14 protein-coding genes and 1 pseudogene are annotated in these 17,546 nt (G+C 65.3%); 10 read left to right on the plus strand and 5 right to left on the minus strand.

Annotation, left to right across the window (positions count from 1 at the left end):
• Positions 1–48: 48 nt before the first annotated feature.
• Positions 49–1,071 (minus strand): zinc-binding alcohol dehydrogenase family protein, encoded by a 1,023-nt coding sequence (locus AC1PLS_RS05140; RefSeq protein WP_184431979.1) that lies wholly within the window; start codon positions 1,069–1,071, stop codon positions 49–51.
• 416 nt (positions 1,072–1,487) lie between these two features.
• Between AC1PLS_RS05140 and AC1PLS_RS05145 the strand changes: the two genes are divergently transcribed.
• The 3 genes from AC1PLS_RS05145 to AC1PLS_RS05155 all read left to right on the plus strand — a co-directional run bounded on the left by AC1PLS_RS05145 (position 1,488) and on the right by AC1PLS_RS05155 (position 4,154).
• Entirely contained in the window at positions 1,488–2,585 is a 1,098-nt protein-coding gene (locus tag AC1PLS_RS05145; RefSeq protein ID WP_024938552.1) for an OmpA family protein, read from the plus strand.
• Positions 2,586–2,776: 191 nt separating this feature from the next.
• Positions 2,777–3,292, plus strand: a complete 516-nt coding sequence (locus AC1PLS_RS05150) for a hypothetical protein (protein WP_024938551.1) — start codon at positions 2,777–2,779, stop codon at positions 3,290–3,292.
• A gap of 19 nt (positions 3,293–3,311) precedes the next feature.
• On the plus strand, positions 3,312–4,154 hold the full coding sequence (locus AC1PLS_RS05155; RefSeq protein WP_167708513.1) for a pseudouridine synthase: 843 nt from the start codon (positions 3,312–3,314) through the stop codon (positions 4,152–4,154).
• Here the strand turns inward: AC1PLS_RS05155 and AC1PLS_RS05160 are convergent.
• Positions 4,108–4,497: an HNH endonuclease gene (locus AC1PLS_RS05160; protein ID WP_435015127.1), complete on the minus strand. Its 390-nt coding sequence runs from the start codon at positions 4,495–4,497 to the stop codon at positions 4,108–4,110. The two genes, AC1PLS_RS05155 and AC1PLS_RS05160, sit on opposite strands and share 47 nt — an antisense overlap.
• Entirely contained in the window at positions 4,497–5,705 is a 1,209-nt protein-coding gene (gene kbl / locus AC1PLS_RS05165; protein ID WP_024938548.1) for a glycine C-acetyltransferase, read from the minus strand. Before kbl ends, AC1PLS_RS05160 begins: the two co-directional genes overlap by 1 nt.
• Before the next feature lie 89 nt (positions 5,706–5,794).
• Here kbl and AC1PLS_RS05170 point away from each other — a divergent pair, with 89 nt between their 5' ends.
• From AC1PLS_RS05170 to AC1PLS_RS05190, 5 genes are all read left to right on the plus strand, one after another.
• Positions 5,795–6,895: a sulfate ABC transporter substrate-binding protein gene (locus AC1PLS_RS05170; protein WP_065031986.1), complete on the plus strand. Its 1,101-nt coding sequence runs from the start codon at positions 5,795–5,797 to the stop codon at positions 6,893–6,895.
• Between the two features lie 3 nt (positions 6,896–6,898).
• Positions 6,899–7,759 (plus strand): sulfate ABC transporter permease subunit CysT, encoded by an 861-nt coding sequence (gene cysT, locus AC1PLS_RS05175; RefSeq protein ID WP_481104254.1) that lies wholly within the window; start codon positions 6,899–6,901, stop codon positions 7,757–7,759.
• Entirely contained in the window at positions 7,756–8,709 is a 954-nt protein-coding gene (cysW, locus tag AC1PLS_RS05180) for a sulfate ABC transporter permease subunit CysW (RefSeq protein ID WP_054591855.1), read from the plus strand. Before cysT ends, cysW begins: the two co-directional genes overlap by 4 nt.
• Positions 8,710–8,716: 7 nt before the next feature.
• Entirely contained in the window at positions 8,717–9,748 is a 1,032-nt protein-coding gene (locus AC1PLS_RS05185) for a sulfate/molybdate ABC transporter ATP-binding protein (RefSeq protein ID WP_016902217.1), read from the plus strand.
• Positions 9,749–10,007: 259 nt separating this feature from the next.
• A complete protein-coding gene (locus tag AC1PLS_RS05190) occupies positions 10,008–10,724 on the plus strand; it encodes a TorF family putative porin (RefSeq protein WP_039530470.1) in 717 nt (238 codons plus the stop codon).
• Between the two features lie 556 nt (positions 10,725–11,280).
• Here the strand turns inward: AC1PLS_RS05190 and tdh are convergent.
• Both tdh and AC1PLS_RS05200 read right to left on the minus strand, forming a co-directional pair.
• Entirely contained in the window at positions 11,281–12,315 is a 1,035-nt protein-coding gene (gene tdh / locus AC1PLS_RS05195) for an L-threonine 3-dehydrogenase (protein WP_184379655.1), read from the minus strand.
• A gap of 374 nt (positions 12,316–12,689) precedes the next feature.
• Positions 12,690–15,035 carry a TonB-dependent receptor gene (locus AC1PLS_RS05200; protein ID WP_481104255.1) on the minus strand — a complete coding sequence of 782 codons (2,346 nt, stop codon included), beginning with the start codon at positions 15,033–15,035 and terminating at the stop codon, positions 12,690–12,692.
• Positions 15,036–15,229: 194 nt separating this feature from the next.
• On the opposite strand from AC1PLS_RS05200, the gene AC1PLS_RS05205 reads away from it, so the two are divergent.
• Both AC1PLS_RS05205 and AC1PLS_RS05210 read left to right on the plus strand, forming a co-directional pair.
• The gene (locus AC1PLS_RS05205; protein WP_481104256.1) at positions 15,230–17,311 is read left to right on the plus strand and encodes a phosphocholine-specific phospholipase C; all 2,082 of its coding nucleotides are present in this window, start codon (positions 15,230–15,232) and stop codon (positions 17,309–17,311) included.
• Positions 17,312–17,314: 3 nt separating this feature from the next.
• Positions 17,315–17,509: pseudogene (locus AC1PLS_RS05210) on the plus strand (S46 family peptidase); the annotation flags it as partial.
• Positions 17,510–17,546 lie beyond the last annotated feature (37 nt).

Consider the following 17,546-nt stretch of genomic DNA (forward strand, 5'->3'; position numbering starts at 1 on the left):
GCCCGTGCCCGCTGCGGCAGCCGGACTCAAGCGGTAACGGCGATCACCTCACCAACCCGCCAGTACCAGCTTGCCGATCGTGCTGCCGCTTTCCAGCCGTCGGTGCGCCTCGCGCAATTGCTGCGCATTGATCGGCGACAGCGTTTCGGTATGGGTGGTGCGCAGCTCGCCCGCATCGATCAGGCTGGCGGCGCGGTTGAGGATGCGGTGCTGCTCGACCATGTCTTCGGTTGCATAGCGGGCACGGGTGAACATCAGCTCCCAGTGGATGCCGATGCACTTGGCTTTGTAGGGATCGCCGATCGACAGCGGGCCGCGCGGCTCCACGATCAAGCCCACATGCCCCTGCGGTGCCAGGATCTCGCCCAGTTGCTCCCAGTAGCGGTCGGTGTCGGCCAGGTTGAGTGCGGCGTCCACGCTCTGCATTCCCAAGGCCTGCAACTGCGGCTGCAGCGGCTGGTGATGGTCGATCACATGCTGGGCGCCCATCTGCCGCACCCATTCGATGGTTTCCGGTCGCGAGGCGGTGGCGATCACGCTGAAGCCGGCATGCCGCGCCAGCTGGATGGCGATCGATCCCACGCCGCCCGCGCCACCGATGATCAGCACGTGCTTGCCGCGATTGCGCGCGCCGTCGAAAGAGAACGGCATGCGCTGGAACAGCAGCTCCCAGGCGGTCAACGTGGTCAGCGGCAGGGCCGCTGCCTGGGCGAAGCTGAGTGAGGTGGGCTTGCAGCCGGCGATGCGCGCATCGACCAATTGGTATTGCGCGTTGCTGCCCGGACGGCCGATGTCGCCCGCGTAATACACCTCGTCGCCGACCGCGAACGCGGTGACCTCAGGGCCTACCGCTTCGACGACGCCAGCCGCGTCGTAGCCCAGGATCTTCGGCGCATCCAGCGTCTGTGGCTTGGGTGCACGCACCTTGGTGTCGACCGGATTGACCGAGATCGCCTCGACGCGAACCAATAAGTCATACCCCGAAGGGCCCGACGGGGCCGGAAGTTCCATGTCAAGCAGTGCGGCGGGATCGTCGATCGGAAGATGACGGGTCATAACGACAGCTTTCATCGGGTCGCTCCATGTGGGGAGTTCAGGGTGCGTTGTGAAGCTGTCGCGCCGCAACCACCGACCCCACAATTCAGCTCGGACGGGGCCTGGCGTTCACCAATGTGGTTTTCGCATCACTGTGCAGCCCGCCGACGAGGTAGATCGGCCAGCGTATTCAACTGGCTTAATTGGGCTGCGGTTCATGCAGGTCGGATGTGCAAACTGAGTGCGCGGTCCTTCCCTTCATGAAACTGTATACGTAGTATTGAAAGGGATCGCCGGCCCTGGTGATTGCTTTCACATGTTATATGACCGTTAACGCGATCTTCACTGAAGCCGGCTTAATCTGCGCCCCGATGGCTCTGGATGTGATGAGCATCTTTACCAAGAACAACGCCTCTATCGGTTTTATCTCCCAAAGAAGGAGCTGTATACACATGAACAAGAAAATTCTCACTGCCGCGTTGCTCGGCGGTCTGGCGGTTGCCCAGGCTGCTTCCGCGCAGGAGTTCGATGACCGTTGGTACCTGACCGGTAGCGCTGGCTTCAACTTCCAGGACAGCGATCGTCTGACCAATGATGCCCCGTTCGTCACCCTGGGTCTGGGCAAATTCGTCAGCCCGAACTGGTCGATCGACGGCGAGCTGAACTATCAGAACCCGAACTTCGATGCCAACCAGGATCAGAACTGGAGCCAGTACGGCATCTCGTTCGACTTGCGTCGCCACTTCATCCAGGAAGGCCGCGGCTGGAACCCCTACCTGCTGTTCGGTCTGGGCTACCAGCGTTCGGAAGAAGAATTCGACGCGACCCCGAACCCGGTTTCGCCGGGCCAGCAGAAGGACGGCAACTTTGCCGCCAAGGCTGGTGTCGGTCTGCAGACCACCTTCGACAAGCGCGTCGCCGTGCGTGCCGAGTTGGCCTACCGCGCTGACTTCAACGACCAGAGCGTTGCTGCTCCGCAGGAAGACTGGTTCGGCGACGTGCTGGCTTCGGTCGGCGTCGTGATCCCGTTGGGACCGGCTCCGTCGACCGCTCCGCCGCCGGCTCCGGCTCCGGTTGCTCCGAGCTGCGCAGACCTGGATGACGACGGTGACGGCGTCAACAACTGCGACGACAAGTGCCCGGCTTCGCAGCCTGGCCAGACCATCGGTCCGGACGGTTGCCCGGTGCCTGTGTCGATCGATCTGAAGGGCGTGAACTTCGACTTCAACAAGTCGACCCTGCGTCCGGACGCCGTCTCGATCCTGAGCGAAGCGACTGAGATCCTGAAGCGTTACCCCGACCTGAAGGTTGAGGTTGCTGGTCACACCGACTCGAAGGGTACCGACGAGTACAACCAGAAGCTGTCCGAGCGTCGTGCGACCACCGTGTACGACTACCTGACCAAGAACGGCGTCGATGCGTCGCGTCTGGTTGGTCCGATCGGCTACGGCGAGAGCCGTCCGATTGCTCCGAACACCAACCCGGATGGTTCCGACAATCCGGAAGGCCGTGCGAAGAACCGTCGTACCGAGCTGAACGTCCAGAACTAATTGGACCGCTAGCTGTTGCATACAAAACCCGGCCTTGCGCCGGGTTTTGTCTTTGTGGGGACCGCAAAACCCGCGCCTGGACGGTGCAAATCCTGTCTGCGTTGCCATCCAGGCACGTTTCCGGTTGAAACGGCGTTCATCGCTGCCTACACTCGCCGCGTCAATACCACACTCATAATTGGAAGAACCCGATGCTGCGTACCGCTACGGCTGGATTGCTCTGTCTCGCCTTGATTCCCGCCGCCTACGCCGCTCCGAACTGCGCCGGCAGCACGGTGTCCCAGCCGCTGCCGTTGCCCGCCACCGTCATCGCGCCGGCGGCCGCCGAGTTCTATACCCGTAGCGTGCAGCTGGGCATGCCCACCGGCGTGCTGGCACAGCCTTACACCACCGAGCAGTCGGTGGACCGCGTGCTGCTGCGTCTGCGCGTGGAAGGCTGCCAGGATCTGGCCAAGGTCATTCCGCCCGGCGGCACCGTCAATCCGAACGATCCGGCCGCCTACAAGGCCACCACCGCGTTCGACAACACGCCGTGGCGCTTTGACATGAGCCAGAACGGCAAGCGCATGACCGCCGAAGAATTCGATGCCTGGATGAAGGCGCGCGGCGTGCGCGTGGTCAAGGCACGCCCGGTGGCTGCGCCGGCTCCGGCTGCTGCCGCAACCGCAACGCCTGCGGCCGACGCCAAGTCGGTCGAAAACAAGTAAGCAACGCGGTCGGGACGGCATGACCCGGCGGCCTGCGCCGGCGACGTCCCGGCAGCGCACGCGTGGTCCGGCGGGCGCATCGCGCGCCTCCGGTACGACCACCGCGCCACGCCACGGGCTGGCGCGCGTGCTGTCCAAACTGGGCGTGTGTTCGCGTACCGAAGCGGCGCGCTGGGTCGCCGACGGGCGGGTCAGCGTGGCCGCGCGCGTAATACGCGATCCCGAATATCCGATCCGCGCTGATCAGCACTCCACCATCTGCGTCGACGGACAGCCATTGGCCGGCCCGGCGCGTTGCTACCTGATGCTCAACAAGCCGCGTGGCGTGGTCACCACCGCACGCGACGAGCAGGGCAGGGACACGGTGTATCGCTGCTTCGATGGCGCCGGCTTGCCGTGGATCGCCCCGGTCGGGCGCCTGGACAAGGCCAGCGAAGGCCTGCTGCTCTTCAGCAACGATCCGCAATGGGCGGCCACGGTGACCGACCCGATGACCGGGCCGGACAAGACCTATCACGTGCAGATCGATTGCCGCCCGAGCGCTGCGCAACTGGCGCAACTGCAGGCCGGCGTGGTCGATCCCGATCCGGACGGCGAGGGCGTGCTGCTGCGCGCCAAGCGGGTCGGCGTGCTGCGCGAAGGCGAGCGCAATGCGTGGCTGGAGATCGTGCTGGACGAAGGCCGCAATCGGCAGATTCGCCGCTTGCTGGGCGCGGTGGAGATCGGCGTGCTGCGGCTGGTGCGGGTGGCGATCGGCTCGCTGGCGATGGGCGAGCTGGGCAAGGGTGCGTGGCGCATGCTCAGCCCAGCGGAAGTCAGTGCGCTGACGGCGGCTCCCGCCAGCGCGCCAGACGCGCGCTGAGCAAGGCGCTCACCACCTCGACGGCGCGGGCGTCGCCGGCACCGTTGGCATCGTGGCGTCGGCCCTTGGCGTGATTGCAGCCGGCGCAGGCCAGGGCGAGATTGCGCGCTGCATTGGCATCGTCGCCGACCAGCGCACACAGGGCCGCCGCCGCGCGACGGCCGAACCAGGCCTGCGGGACCACGTGTTCCAGCGTGGTGTGCCCGAGCGGTTCGCCATCGGCGCGCAGTTGCAGGCGCCGACGGCAATGCAGGCAGCGGGTTTCCCAGTTGCTATCCAACAGCTGCGCCTGGGTATCGGTCTGCGCCGCGAGCAGCAGCCGTTGGCGCAGCACCGAGCGCATCAGTGCTGGATGACGTCCAGTTCGCGGCCGATCTTGATGAACGCGTCGATCGCCTGATCCAGCTGCTCGCGGGTGTGCGCGGCGCTGATCTGGGTGCGGATACGCGCCTGGCCCTTGGGCACCACCGGGAAGAAGAAGCCGATCGCGTAGATGCCTTCTTCCAGCAGCCGCTCGGCGAATTTTTGCGCCAGCGGCGCGTCGTAGAGCATTACCGGGCTGATCGGGTGCACGCCGGGCTTGAGATCGAAGCCGGCAGCGGTCATGCGCTCGCGGAAGTAGCGGGTGTTGTCGACCAGTTGCGTGCGCAGCTCGCCGGCGGCTTCCAGCATCTGGAAGGCCTTGATGCCGGCGGCCACCACATGCGGCGGCAGCGAGTTGGAAAACAGGTATGGGCGCGAGCGCTGGCGCAGCAGTTCGATGACTTCGCGCTTGGCGGTGGTGAAGCCGCCCAGGGCGCCGCCCATCGCCTTGCCCAGCGTGCCGGTGATGATGTCGATCCGGTCCAGCACGCCCTTGACCTCGGCCGAGCCGCGGCCGCTGGCGCCGAGAAAGCCGGTGGCATGGCATTCGTCGATATGCACCAGCGCGTTGTATTTGCGGGCGAGGGCGGTGATCTCGTCCAGCGGGGCGATGAAGCCGTCCATCGAGAACACGCCGTCGCTGGTGATCAGCTTGGTCTTGCAGCCGGCCGCATCGGCGGCCTGCAGCTGCGCTTCCAGATCGGCCATGTCGCAGTTGGCGTAGCGGAAGCGCTTGGCCTTGCACAGGCGCACGCCGTCGATGATGGAGGCGTGGTTGAGCGCGTCGGAAATGATCGCGTCCGCTTCGCCGAGCAGCGGTTCGAACAGGCCGCCGTTGGCATCGAAACAGGCGGCGTAGAGGATGGTGTCCTCGGTGCCGAAGAAGTCGGCGATGGTGCGCTCGAGCTGCTTGTGCAGGTCCTGTGTGCCACAGATGAAGCGCACCGAGGCCATGCCGAAGCCGTGCGTGTCCAGCGCGTCCTTGGCGGCCTGGATGATGTCCGGGTGGTCGGCCAGGCCCAGATAGTTGTTGGCGCAGAAGTTGAGCACGCTGCGGCCATCGGCCAGGGTGATCCGCGCCGACTGCGGGCCGGTGATGATGCGCTCGGACTTGAACAGGCCCTGGGACTGGATGGTTTCCAGTTCGGCGGCGTAATGGGCAGTCAGCGCGGCGGGAGCGTTGGTCATGGCGGTCGCAGTGGCAAGAGACGCATGATTTTAACGATCACGGTGGCATACCACTACGTCATGCAAAATCGGCATAAGGTGCGGCCTTGATGTCATTTCACCGCCTGCGTGCCGCTGCGCAGCATGGCATGCTTGCTGTTCAGCTGCGCCCCAACGGTTTGGAGATTGCTGTGACCCACCCCCGCTTCCGTCTTATGGCGACCGTGTTGTGCAGCCTGCTGGTCCTGGCCGGCCCGGCAGGCGCGCGCGATATCGGCCTGCTCAATGTCAGTTACGACCCCACCCGCGAGTTCTACCGCGACTACAACAGCGCCTTCGCCGCGAACTGGAAGCAGCAGCATCCGCAGGACACCGTCACGGTGGAGACCTCGCATGGCGGCTCGGGCAAACAGGCGCGGGCGGTGATCGACGGCATCGAAGCCGATGTGGTCACTTTGGCGCTGGCCTACGACGTCGATGCGATCGCCGAAAAGGCCAAGCTGATCGACAGCGACTGGGAAAAGCGCCTGCCCGACAACAGCGCGCCGTACACTTCGACCATCGTGTTCCTGGTGCGCAAGGGCAACCCGAAGAACATCCACGATTGGCCGGACCTGCTGCGCTCCGGCGTGGCGGTGGTGACGCCCAACCCCAAGACCTCCGGTGGCGCGCGCTGGAATTACCTGGCCGCCTGGGCCTACGCCGACCATATCTTCAAGGGCGACCGCGAGCGTATCTTGCGCTACATGCAGGCGCTGTTCCGCAACGTGCCGGTGCTCGACACCGGTGCGCGCGGCGCCACCACCACGTTCGTGCAGCGTGGCATCGGCGATGTGCTGCTGGCCTGGGAAAACGAGGCGCTGCTGGCGCGCGAAGAGCTGGGCAAGGACAAGTTCGAGATTGTGGTGCCCAAGCTGTCGATCCTGGCCGAGCCGTCGGTGGCGCTGGTCGACAAGAATGTCGACAAGCACGGCACCCGCGAGGTGGCCGAGGCCTATCTGCGTTACCTGTATGCGCCGGAAGGGCAGAAGCTGGCGGCCAAGCATTTCTATCGGCCGCGCCATCCGGAATTTGCCGACCCTGCCGACCTGGCACGATTCCCGGACATCAAGCTGGTGACCATCCAGGACGCGTTCGGGTCGTGGGACAAGGCGCAGCAGGAACACTTCGCCGACGGTGGCGTGTTCGATCAGATCCAGGCAAAAAAGTAGGCGATGCCGATGTCGGTTGCACCCCACCCAGCGCCGTCACCGCGCCGACGCGTGATGCCGGGGCTGGGCTTGAGTCTTGGAATCACGCTGACCTGGCTGGGACTGATCGTGTTGATCCCGCTGCTGGGCATCTTCATCAAGACCAGCGGGTTGGGCTGGGATGGGCTGTGGCGGGTGTGGAGCGAGCCGCGCGTGCTGTCGGCGCTGCGGGTGAGCTTCGGCACCGCGTTCGCGGCCGGCGCCTTCAATGCGGTGATGGGCACCTGGGTGGCGTGGGTGTTCGTGCGCTACAACTTTCCAGGCAAGCGCCTGTTCGATGCGGTGATCGACCTGCCGTTCGCATTGCCGACCGCGGTGGCCGGCATCGCGCTGACCGCGTTGTACGGCGGCAACGGCTGGATCGGGCGCTGGCTGGAGGCGATCGGCATCAAGGTGGCCTACACGCAGTTGGGCATCGTGCTGGCGCTGGTGTTCGTCGGGTTGCCGTTCGTGGTACGGGTGGTGCAGCCGGTGCTGGCCGAGAGCGAGCGCGAGCTGGAAGCGGCCGCGGCCACGCTGGGCGCATCGCGCTGGCAGACAGTGTGGCGAGTGGTGCTGCCTGGGCTCTGGCCGGCAGTCCTGACCGGGTTTGCGCTGGCCTTCGCGCGTGGTGTGGGTGAGTACGGCTCGGTGATCTTCATCGCCGGCAACCTGCCCAATTCGACCGAGATCGCGCCGCTGCTGATCACCATCCGGCTGGAGGAATTCGACTATGCCGGCGCCACCGCGATTGCCGCGGCGATGCTGCTGCTGTCGTTCGTGATCCTGCTGGTGGTCAATACGCTGCAGGCACGCCTGCTGCGCTATCAACGGAGGACTGCATGAACGATGCTGTTTCGCCGCTGCCTGCCATGTTGCACACCCGCCAGATGACCGAACAGGCCCGCCGCATCACCGACTCGGCCACCAACGAGCCGCGTTGGGTGCAGTGGTTGATGATTGCGGGGGCGCTGCTGTTCCTGCTGGCGTTCCTGCTGCTGCCGCTGGTGCTGGTGTTTGCCGAGGCGCTGCGCGGCGGCTGGGGGACCTTTCTGCGCGCGATCGTCGACCCGGATGCGTTGTCGGCGATCAAGCTGACCCTGATCGTCACTGCCATCGTGCTGCCGCTGAACCTGGTGTTCGGCGTGGCGGCGGCGTGGGCGGTCAGCAAGCACCAATTCCCCGGCAAGCGCTTGCTGATCAGCCTGATCGACCTGCCGTTCTCGGTGTCGCCGGTGGTGGCGGGCCTGATCTTCGTGCTCATTTTCGGCCGCAGCGGCTGGGCGTGGCCGTTGATCGACGAAGGCTGGCGACTGCAGTTGCCGTTTTTTGGCGAGTTGCTGATCCAGTTGCCGCGCATCGTGTTTGCGTTGCCCGGCATCGTGCTGGCGACGACCTTCGTCACCTTTCCTTTCATCGCGCGCGAGCTGATGCCGTTGATGGAGCAGCAGGGCAGCGATGAAGAACTGGCCGCCTTGAGCCTGGGCGCGAACGGCTGGCAGATGTTCTGGCGGGTGACCCTGCCGAACATCCGCTGGGGCCTGCTGTACGGCGTGTTGCTGTGCGCAGCGCGTGCGATGGGTGAGTTCGGTGCGGTGTCGGTGGTATCCGGGCATATCCGCGGGCGCACCAATACACTGCCCCTACATGTGGAAATTCTCTACAACGAATACGCCTACAGCGCCGCGTTTGCGTGTGCCTCGTTGCTCGCACTGACCGCGCTGCTGACGCTGGCGCTGAAGACGTACCTGGAATGGCGGCACGGCGATTCGCTCGCCGCCAACCACCGACATTGAGGTGAACATGGGCATCCGCATCCACCGCCTGCGCAAGCAGTTCGATACGTTCACCGCGCTGGACGACATCACCCTGGACGTGCGTCAGGGCGAGTTGCTGGCCTTGCTGGGGCCGTCCGGTTCGGGCAAGACCACCTTGCTGCGGATCATGGCCGGGCTGGAGCATGCCGATGGCGGGCAGGTGCTGTTCGGCGACGAAGACGCCACCCGCATGAGCGTGCAGTCGCGCCGGGTCGGCTTCGTGTTCCAGCACTACGCGCTGTTCAAGCATATGGACGTGTTCGAGAACATCGCGTTCGGCCTGCGGGTGCGACGCGGCAACGAGCGCTGGGCCGAAGCGCGCATCCGCGCACGGGTGGAGGAGCTGCTGGCGCTGGTGCAGTTGCAGGGCCTGGAGCAGCGCTATCCCACCCAGCTGTCCGGCGGCCAGCGGCAGCGTGTGGCCTTGGCGCGTGCATTGGCGATCGAGCCGCGCGTACTGTTGCTGGACGAGCCGTTCGGTGCGCTGGATGCGCAGGTGCGCCGCGATCTGCGCCGCTGGCTGCGCGAACTGCACGAGCGGACCGGCCTGACCACGGTGTTCGTCACCCATGACCAGGAAGAAGCGCTGGAGTTGGCCGACCGGGTGGCGATCCTCAACCGTGGCCGCATCGAGCAGCTCGACACGCCGGCGATGATCTACGACAAGCCGGCTTCGCCGTTCGTGTATTCGTTCGTGGGGGCGGTGAACCGTATTCCCGGCGTGCTGGCGCAAGGCCAGATCCAGGTTGCCGGGCATGCCTTGCCGGCAGCCAATGCCGCGCTGGCGGCCGGCCCGGTCGAGGTTTACGTGCGGCCGGAAGATCTGGTGCCGGACGACGCTGGCTGGCCGGCCACGGTGGCCTGGTCGCAGCGTAGCGGGGCGCGTCTGCGCCTGCGTGCAACGCTGGAGCCGGCAGGCAATGAGGTGGAGGTGGAGCTGCCGGCATCGGCGGGCAGCTTTCAGCCCGGGCAGCAGCTGCGGCTGGCCGCGCGGCATTACGGCGTGTTTCCGGTCTGATCTAAGCCGGGATTCGGGATTGGGGATTCGCAGAAGCGAAGCGAATCCCTGCTAATCCCCAATCTCCACTCCCGGCCCATCAAGATTCCGCGCCGGCGGTCGATGAGACAGAACGCTGACCTGCGTCATCTGCGCTCGAGCGTGTGCGCTGGGTCAAGCGAGCGCGACGTGTATGTTGCGCTGCAATGACGGTTGGACTAAGAAGTCATGGCAGTCCCGCCTTGCGCAATCCGACCGCCCATCGTTCCAGGAGATGTCCATGAAGCCGTCCTCGCTCGCGTGTTGTCTGTCGTTGCTGTTGCTCGGTGTGGTGCCGTTGGCACAGGCGCAGGACGAAGAAGCCCCCGCTTCTCCCTTCAGCGGCACCTTTGCGGTGACCAGTGACTATCTGTTCCGCGGTATTTCGCAGACCAATGAAGAGCCCGCCTTCCAGGCCGGACTCACCTACAAGACACCATTCGGCCTGTACATCGGCACCTGGACGTCCAACGTCGACTACGGTGCCGGCGATCCGGATTGGGAAGTGGATGGCTTTGTCGGCTACAACACCGATCTGGGCACCAATTTCAATTTCGATGTGATGGTCAATCGCTACCAGTATCTGGGAGCGGGCGCGTCCAATTACGCCGAGTTGATCACCAAGACCACGTTCCTGAAAACCTATAGCCTCACCGTTGCCTACACCAACGATCTCTACGGCACCAAGACCGATGGCTACTACTACGCGCTGGATGCCAACTGGTCGCTGCCCTACGACTTCACCTTCGGCGCGCATGCGGGGCACAGCGTCTATACCTCGTCGCTGAGTCAGGTGGATCACGACTACAACGACTTCGGCGTGAATGTCGGCAAGGCCTTCGGTCCGCTGGGCCTGAGCGTTGGCTACTACGACACCAGCGAGGCGGCGGAATTCGGCTTCGGTCGGCAGAATTCGCAGAACCATCTGGTCGCGACTGCCACGGTCACCTGGCCGTGATGCCGTGATGGCAATCGCTTGAACAGCGGCTCTAGCGACGCAGCCGTGCAGTGGTAGTGGTGAGGCGGCAAGAGTTGATGCATGGGTTCCTCAGCGCCTGAAGTTGAACGACACCGAGGCTCAAATCTCGTTTGTTTTTGTCTTTGAGCGATGCATCGTGTGGATGGATCACTTGCGGAGCGGCTGATCTGCTGCGTGGCTGCAGGGCCCTTGCCCGCCCACCATCGCAGGACACGCCGCAAGTACGTCCTTGTAGGCTCTTACGCGGCATCCATGCTGCGTAAGGTCCCGCGACGGTGAGCGGGCAAGGACCAGTCGAGATGGTCGGTGTGCAGGGTTGCAAGCAGGACATGGCGTGCGTTGTTCGGATGACGGTGCGTCTGACAGACGTTCCATCACAAGCAAAGCAACAAGCAGGCTTTCAACAAGGCAACCGACGCATTTTCTGGTGCGGTGAGGCCGCCGCGCCTTCGGCCCACTACGCTTTGCCTCGCTCTGAAGACGGACATGCAAAAGGCGCCTTGCGGCGCCTTTTGCGTTGAAACGTATCGGCCGATCAGTTCCAGCTCAACACGACCTTGCCGGCCTTGCCTTCTTCCATCAGGTCGAAGCCCTTCTGGAAGTCGTCGATCGGCAATTGGTGGGTCAGTACCTTGTGCAGCGGGAAACCCGACAACACCAGTTGCGTCATCTTGTACCAGGTCTCGTACATCTTGCGGCCGTAGATGCCCTGCACGGTGAGGCCCTTGAAGATGATCTTGTCCCAGTCGCAACCGGCACCGCGCGGCATGATGCCGAGCATGGCGATCTTGCCGCCGTGGTACATGCAGTCGAGCATGTCGTTGAAGGCGCGCGGGTTGCCGCTCATTTCCAGGCCCACGTCGAAGCCTTCCATATGCAGGTCGGCCATGACCTCCTTGAGCGAGGTCTTGGACACGTTGACCACGCGCGTGGCGCCCATGTCGGCCGCCAGCTTGAGGCGGAAGTCGTTGACGTCGGTGACCACCACGTTGCGCGCACCGATGTGCTTGCAGATGCCGGCGGCAATGATGCCGATCGGGCCGGCGCCGGTGATCAGCACGTCCTCGCCGATCACGTCGAATTCCAGCGCGCAGTGCGCGGCATTGCCGTAAGGGTCGAAGAACGCTGCCAGCTCCGAGGGAATCTGGTCGGGGATCGGCCACAGGTTGCTGGCCGGCATCACCATGTACTCGGCGAAGGCGCCGTTGACGTTGACGCCGATGCCGACCGTGTTGGGGCACAGGTGCGGGCGGCCGCCACGGCAGTTGCGGCAGTGGCCGCAGACGATGTGGCCTTCGGCCGACACGCGCTGGCCGATCTGGTAGCCGGTCACCGCCGAACCGAGCTCGGCCACGCGGCCCACGAACTCATGGCCGATGGTCAGGCCGGGCTTGATGGTGCGCTGGCTCCACTCGTCCCATAGGTAGATATGCAGGTCGGTGCCGCAGATCGCGGTCTTTTCCAGCTTGATCAGCACCTCGTTGGGGCCGGGGCTGGGGATGGCGACCTGTTCCAGCCAGATGCCCTTGTTTGCTTCGCGCTTGACCAGCGCCTTCATCGTCTGCGCCATCTGGCGGGACCTGCTGAGTGAAAGTAAGACGGCGATTATATGCGGCGCGAGGTCGGGGCCATGCGGCGGTGCGGGAAGTGAGTGATGTCGGCTGACCGGGTTCATGACGGGGTAGGGCCGGTGCCGTCCGTTTCCCCTCGGGAGAAGGTGGCGCGCAGCGCCGGATGAAGGGGCGCCTCAGAGATCTGTCGCCGCCTGCGATGGCAAGCGCGTCGCCACGCGTCGCCAGGATGAATGATCGGCGTCACCCTCACTCTCACCCTCAACGCCTCCGCTCCGCGCCCCTGCCCGCACCCGCGGCGGGACGCTCCAAAGCACGCGCGCCTGGGTGCGCAAGCCGTGTCTTCTCGCCCGAGAAGAGGGGCGGCGGCGACTCAGAACTTCACGTCCAGACTCATGAAATACTGCCGCGGTGCGCCGACCACCATGGTCTGGTTGTAGCCATCCGGATCGGAGGCGACATAGCCGTTGGTGCCGGTGCTGGCGAAATAGCGCTTGTCGGTGAGGTTGGTGATGTTGAGCGCCAGCGCCACATCGGCCACCCCGCCCACGCGACCGAAGTCGTAGCGCGCGCCGGCATTGAACAGCCAGTACGAAGGCACCTGCGAATCGTTGAGGAAGGTGATGTAGCGCTTGTCGACGTACTTGCCGTCCAGATCCAGGCGCAGGTTGCCGAGCTGGTAACTCGCGCTGGAGGAGAACATCAACGCGGGGATGCCGACCACGTCCTTGCCGGAGGTGGCGACCACGCCGTTGTTGAGGTAATCGTCCTGGTAGCGCGAGCGGTTCCACGACAGCGAGTTCAACCAGCTCAGGCCCTCCACCGGGCGCCACATCAAGGCCAGATCGGCACCCGCGCTATGCACGGCGCCGACATTGCTCAGGATCGCCGCGCAGGTCTGCACGGCGGTACACGGCGAGGTGGTCAACAAGCGGTTGGAGAACTTTGTGAAGTAGGCGTCGGCCGACAGCTGGAACTGCGCATCCTGCACGCGGTAACCCACCTGCACGGTCTGTGATTCTTCCGGCTCCAGCGTGGAGCGGCTGCGGTCGAACGCCGCCTGCGAGGTGCCGAACGGAGTGAAGCCGAACGCGGCGATGTTCTTGCTGTAGGAGGCGTACAGGTCCTGGCGCTCGTCCAGCTTGTAGTTCACGCCGACCTGCGGCAGGAAGTTGTCTTCGGCACGGATGCGGCCCTGTGCCAGTGCGGTGGTCGGCACCAGCGATTGCGCGCGCGTGGTGGTGCTGAGCGCCTTCGCGCCGTAGTTGAGGGTCAGCCGATCGTCGAGCAGGCGCACGGTGTCCTGCAGGTACAGCATGCGGGTCTGGGTGGTGTAGCGCTGCAGGAAATCGCGACGGAACGGGGTCTGCGCTTCATACACGTTGTACAGCGAGGTATAGCCCTCGTTGCCGAGCGCGAAGTAGTTGCGCTGCTGCGTGGTGCGTGCGTTTTCCGCCCACAGGCCCACTTCCAGATCGTGGTTGCCCCACGCCCATTTCAAGGCGCTGGTGCCGCCGAAACGATCCAGCCCGTAGTCGGTGGTGCGCATCGACAGCGGCACCTGCGCAGAGGTGCGTACATACGGCGTCACCCACTGACCTTCGCCACGATTGCCGTGGTAGTAGCCGGTGGCATCCAGGGTGGCGCCGCCGAACAGGAACGTGCCCGACAGCCCGGCCAGGTTGTCGCGGCGCAGGCCGCCACCCGCGTAGTAGCTGGCATCGAGCCAGCTGTAATCGTCGGGCAGCCCGGCCAGCGATTGCGGATAGCCGTTGGCCACGCCGCTGGTGGCGCCGGTGTTCTGATACGCACGCGCCATCTGCACGGCGGTGGCCCAATCCGGCTGCAGGTAGTCGTAGTCCCAGCCCAGTGCGCGCTGGCTGGTCAACGACAGGTCCATGTAGTCGTATTCCTTGCGCCGCGAGGTATCCACGAACAGGCTCAGACGGTTGCCGTCGCCCCACTGGTAGACGGTCTTGAGGTTGGCCTGCTCGGACTGCTGGTCGCCGAAGCCCTTCCATTTGTCGGTGCTGGCATTGGCATATGACAGGTACGCCGACAAGCCGTTGCGATCGCCGGTGTCGCCGCGCACGAAGGTGCGGCGCGTGGCATCGCTGCCGACCGTCTGCACCAGGCGCAGGCCCGGCGTGCTCTGCGGGTCGGCCGAGTAGAACTGCATGGTGCCGCCAAGGTTGGTGTTGGACGCAGTGCCCAGCGCACCGGCGCCTTGCGCGATTTCCACCGAGCCGAGGTTTTCCGAAATGATGGCGCGGGTGATGTGCAGGCCGTTGGTGACGCCGTAGCTCATGTTGCCGAGCGGAATGCCATCGAGCGTGTAACCCAGCCGGCTCTGATCGAAGCCGTGCAGGGTGACCTGCGTGGACCACTCGTAGGTGCCGAACGGATCGGCCGACTGGAACTGCACGCCCGGCAGCTTTTCCACTGCCTTGAAGGCGCTGCTGCCCGGGGTCAGCTGCTCGATGTCCTGCCGGCTGATGCGCTGGACCTGGCGGGTGCTGCCTTGCGACACCACGTTGATCGCGTCCAGCTGGGTGGCGTTGGTGGCGGCATCGGCCACGCTGGCCGGGGCATCGGCTACCGGCGCATCTGCACCGGCAATCGGATCGGCCGCCGGTGTGGCAGCAGAGGCGATGGCGGGGAGCAGCGCGGCCAGGGCAAGCGCCAGCGGAGTGACATGAAAACGGCGAGCGGAAGTCATGGGGGAATCCTGTTCGAGCACGGCTGAGGGCAACGCACGGTGCAGGACCGGCGTTTCGCGACGCAGGGTGTCAACGACGTATGAAACATTGATGACGGTGGCTGTCGCAAAACTGTCGTGCTTGCCCGCTATACGTGTCGTACCCAGCCGCACTGCGCGGCGATGTACACGTATTTCCTGCAGGTTCCGTAGCCATGACGTCCTCCCCCTCGCGCCGCGATTTCCTCAAGCGCGTCGCCGCGCTGACCGCCGCCGGCGCCATGCCGTCCTCGATCGGCCGCGCACTCGCGCTGCCGGCCAACTCGCGCACCGGCACGCTGCGCGACATCGAACACGTGGTGATCCTGATGCAGGAAAACCGCTCCTTCGATCATTACTTCGGTGCGCTGCGTGGCGTGCGCGGCTTTGGCGATCCGCGCCCGTTGCAGCTGCGCGACGGTCACCCGGTATGGAGCCAGCCGGCCTCCGATGGTCGTCGCCTGCTGCCGTTCGCCTTCGATTCGCAAGACACCTGTGCGCCGTTGATCAAGAGCCTGGATCACTCGTGGAAAGCCGGCCATGGGCAGGACCCGGCGCGCTGGGCCGAGTACGACGCCTGGGTGCCGTACAAGGGCGAATTGACGATGGGATATTTCCAGCGTCACGACATCCCGTACTACCACGCACTGGCCGATGCGTTCACCATTTGCGATGGCTATTTCTGTTCGTTGCACGGGCCGACCAATCCGAATCGCATGTACCTGTTCACCGGCACCAGCGGCCCGAGCGTGGGCAATCTCGGCGCGCAGGCGGTGACCAATGCCGACGACGGCAACTGGACTGCCGACATGGCGCGCGACAAGCCTGGTTATGCGGCGATGGACTGGACCACCTATGCGCAGCGCCTGCAGGCCGCAGGTGTGGACTGGCGCGTTTACCAGGAGTACGACAACTTCGGCTGCAACTCGCTGGCGTATTTTTCGCACTACCGCGATCTGCACCCCGGCGACGAACGCTATCGACGCGCACGTGCCTGCGTGCCCGGGTCCACTGCAGACAATGCCGCCACCACGCAGGCCGAGCACCTGATCGCTGCAATCGCCGCCGACGTGCAGGCCGATCGCTTGCCGCAGGTGTCCTGGATCGTGCCGCCCACCGCGTACTGCGAGCATCCGGAAGCGCCGCCGGCCTATGGCGAATCGCTGGTGGCGCGCCTGATCGATGCGCTCACCGCCAACCCGCAGGTGTGGGCGAAGACCGCGCTGATCATCAACTACGACGAGAACGACGGCTTCTTCGATCACGTGCCCGCAGCGCTGCCGGCGCTGGATGCGCGCATGGGGCGCAGCAATGTCGATACGCGCGGGGAGGTGTACGAGGGCGTGCCGATGGGGCTGGGCATCCGCGTGCCGATGCTGGTGATCTCGCCCTGGACGCGTGGCGGCTGGGTCAATTCGCAGGTGTTCGATCACACTTCGGTGCTGCGCTTGCTGGAACGCCGCTTCGGTGTGGCCGAGTCGAACATCAGCCCGTGGCGTCGCGCGGTGAGCGGCGATCTGACCAGCGTGTTCGATTTCCGCAAGCCGGACGATTCAGCGCTGAGCGCATTGCCGTCGGTCGACGACTACCGCGCGCGCACCGCCGCGGTGCGCAACAAGCCGCTACCGGTGCCGCCGGCCAAGGGCAGCATGCCGCGGCAGGAGCCGGGACAACGTCCGGCGCGCGCGTTGCCGTATGCCTTGCAGGTGCATGCGCGCGAGCAGGGCGACGGCGGCGTGCAGCTGCAGTTCGTCAACAGCGGCGCTGCGGCAGCCGCGTTCAACGTCTACTCCAGCGCTGCGAGTGGGGGCCCGTGGTACTACACCGTATTGCCCGGCACCCGCCTCGACGATGTGCCGGTCGGCGCTGCGCACAACGATGCCTATGCGCTGAGCGTGCATGGACCCAATGGCTTCTTGCGCGAATTCGCCGGCGACCTCGCTGCGGCCGGGACGCAGTCGGCTGCGCCATGGTTGGAGGCGCGGCAGGACGGCGAGGCGCTGGTGCTGGACATCGGCAATGCCGGGCAGCAGCCGTGCACGCTGCAACTGCGCGCGCTGGACTACGCAGACCCGACCGCGCGCTCGCTGCACCTGGCCGCAGGTCAGCGCCAGACCGTGCGTCTGGCGCTTGCTGCCAGCGATCACTGGTACGACCTGGTGCTGGAACAGCCGGGCGCGGCATTCCGCCGCCGCCTGGCCGGGCATCTGGAAACCGGCAGGCCCAGCCGCAGCGATCCGGCATTCGGGCGCGCCTGAGCCGGCGCCGGGGGCGCACCGGTGATGGACGCGCAGGGGAGGCGGGTCGTTCTGGCCTCGACGGCAACCCAGCGTCGGTGGGCTACAACGGGCTCTTCGATCCGGCGATGACCCGCACGGTCGCCGTGGATAGCCGGTATTTGCGCTGGGTCATGCCGGAGTCGCCCGGCATCGCAGCTGTTGCCGGAATTCGGCGTGTGCCGACGCGGGCGGCCGGCGCCGCAGCGGGAGGGGT

It is taken from the genome of Xanthomonas sp. NCPPB 3218 (assembly GCF_056725185.1).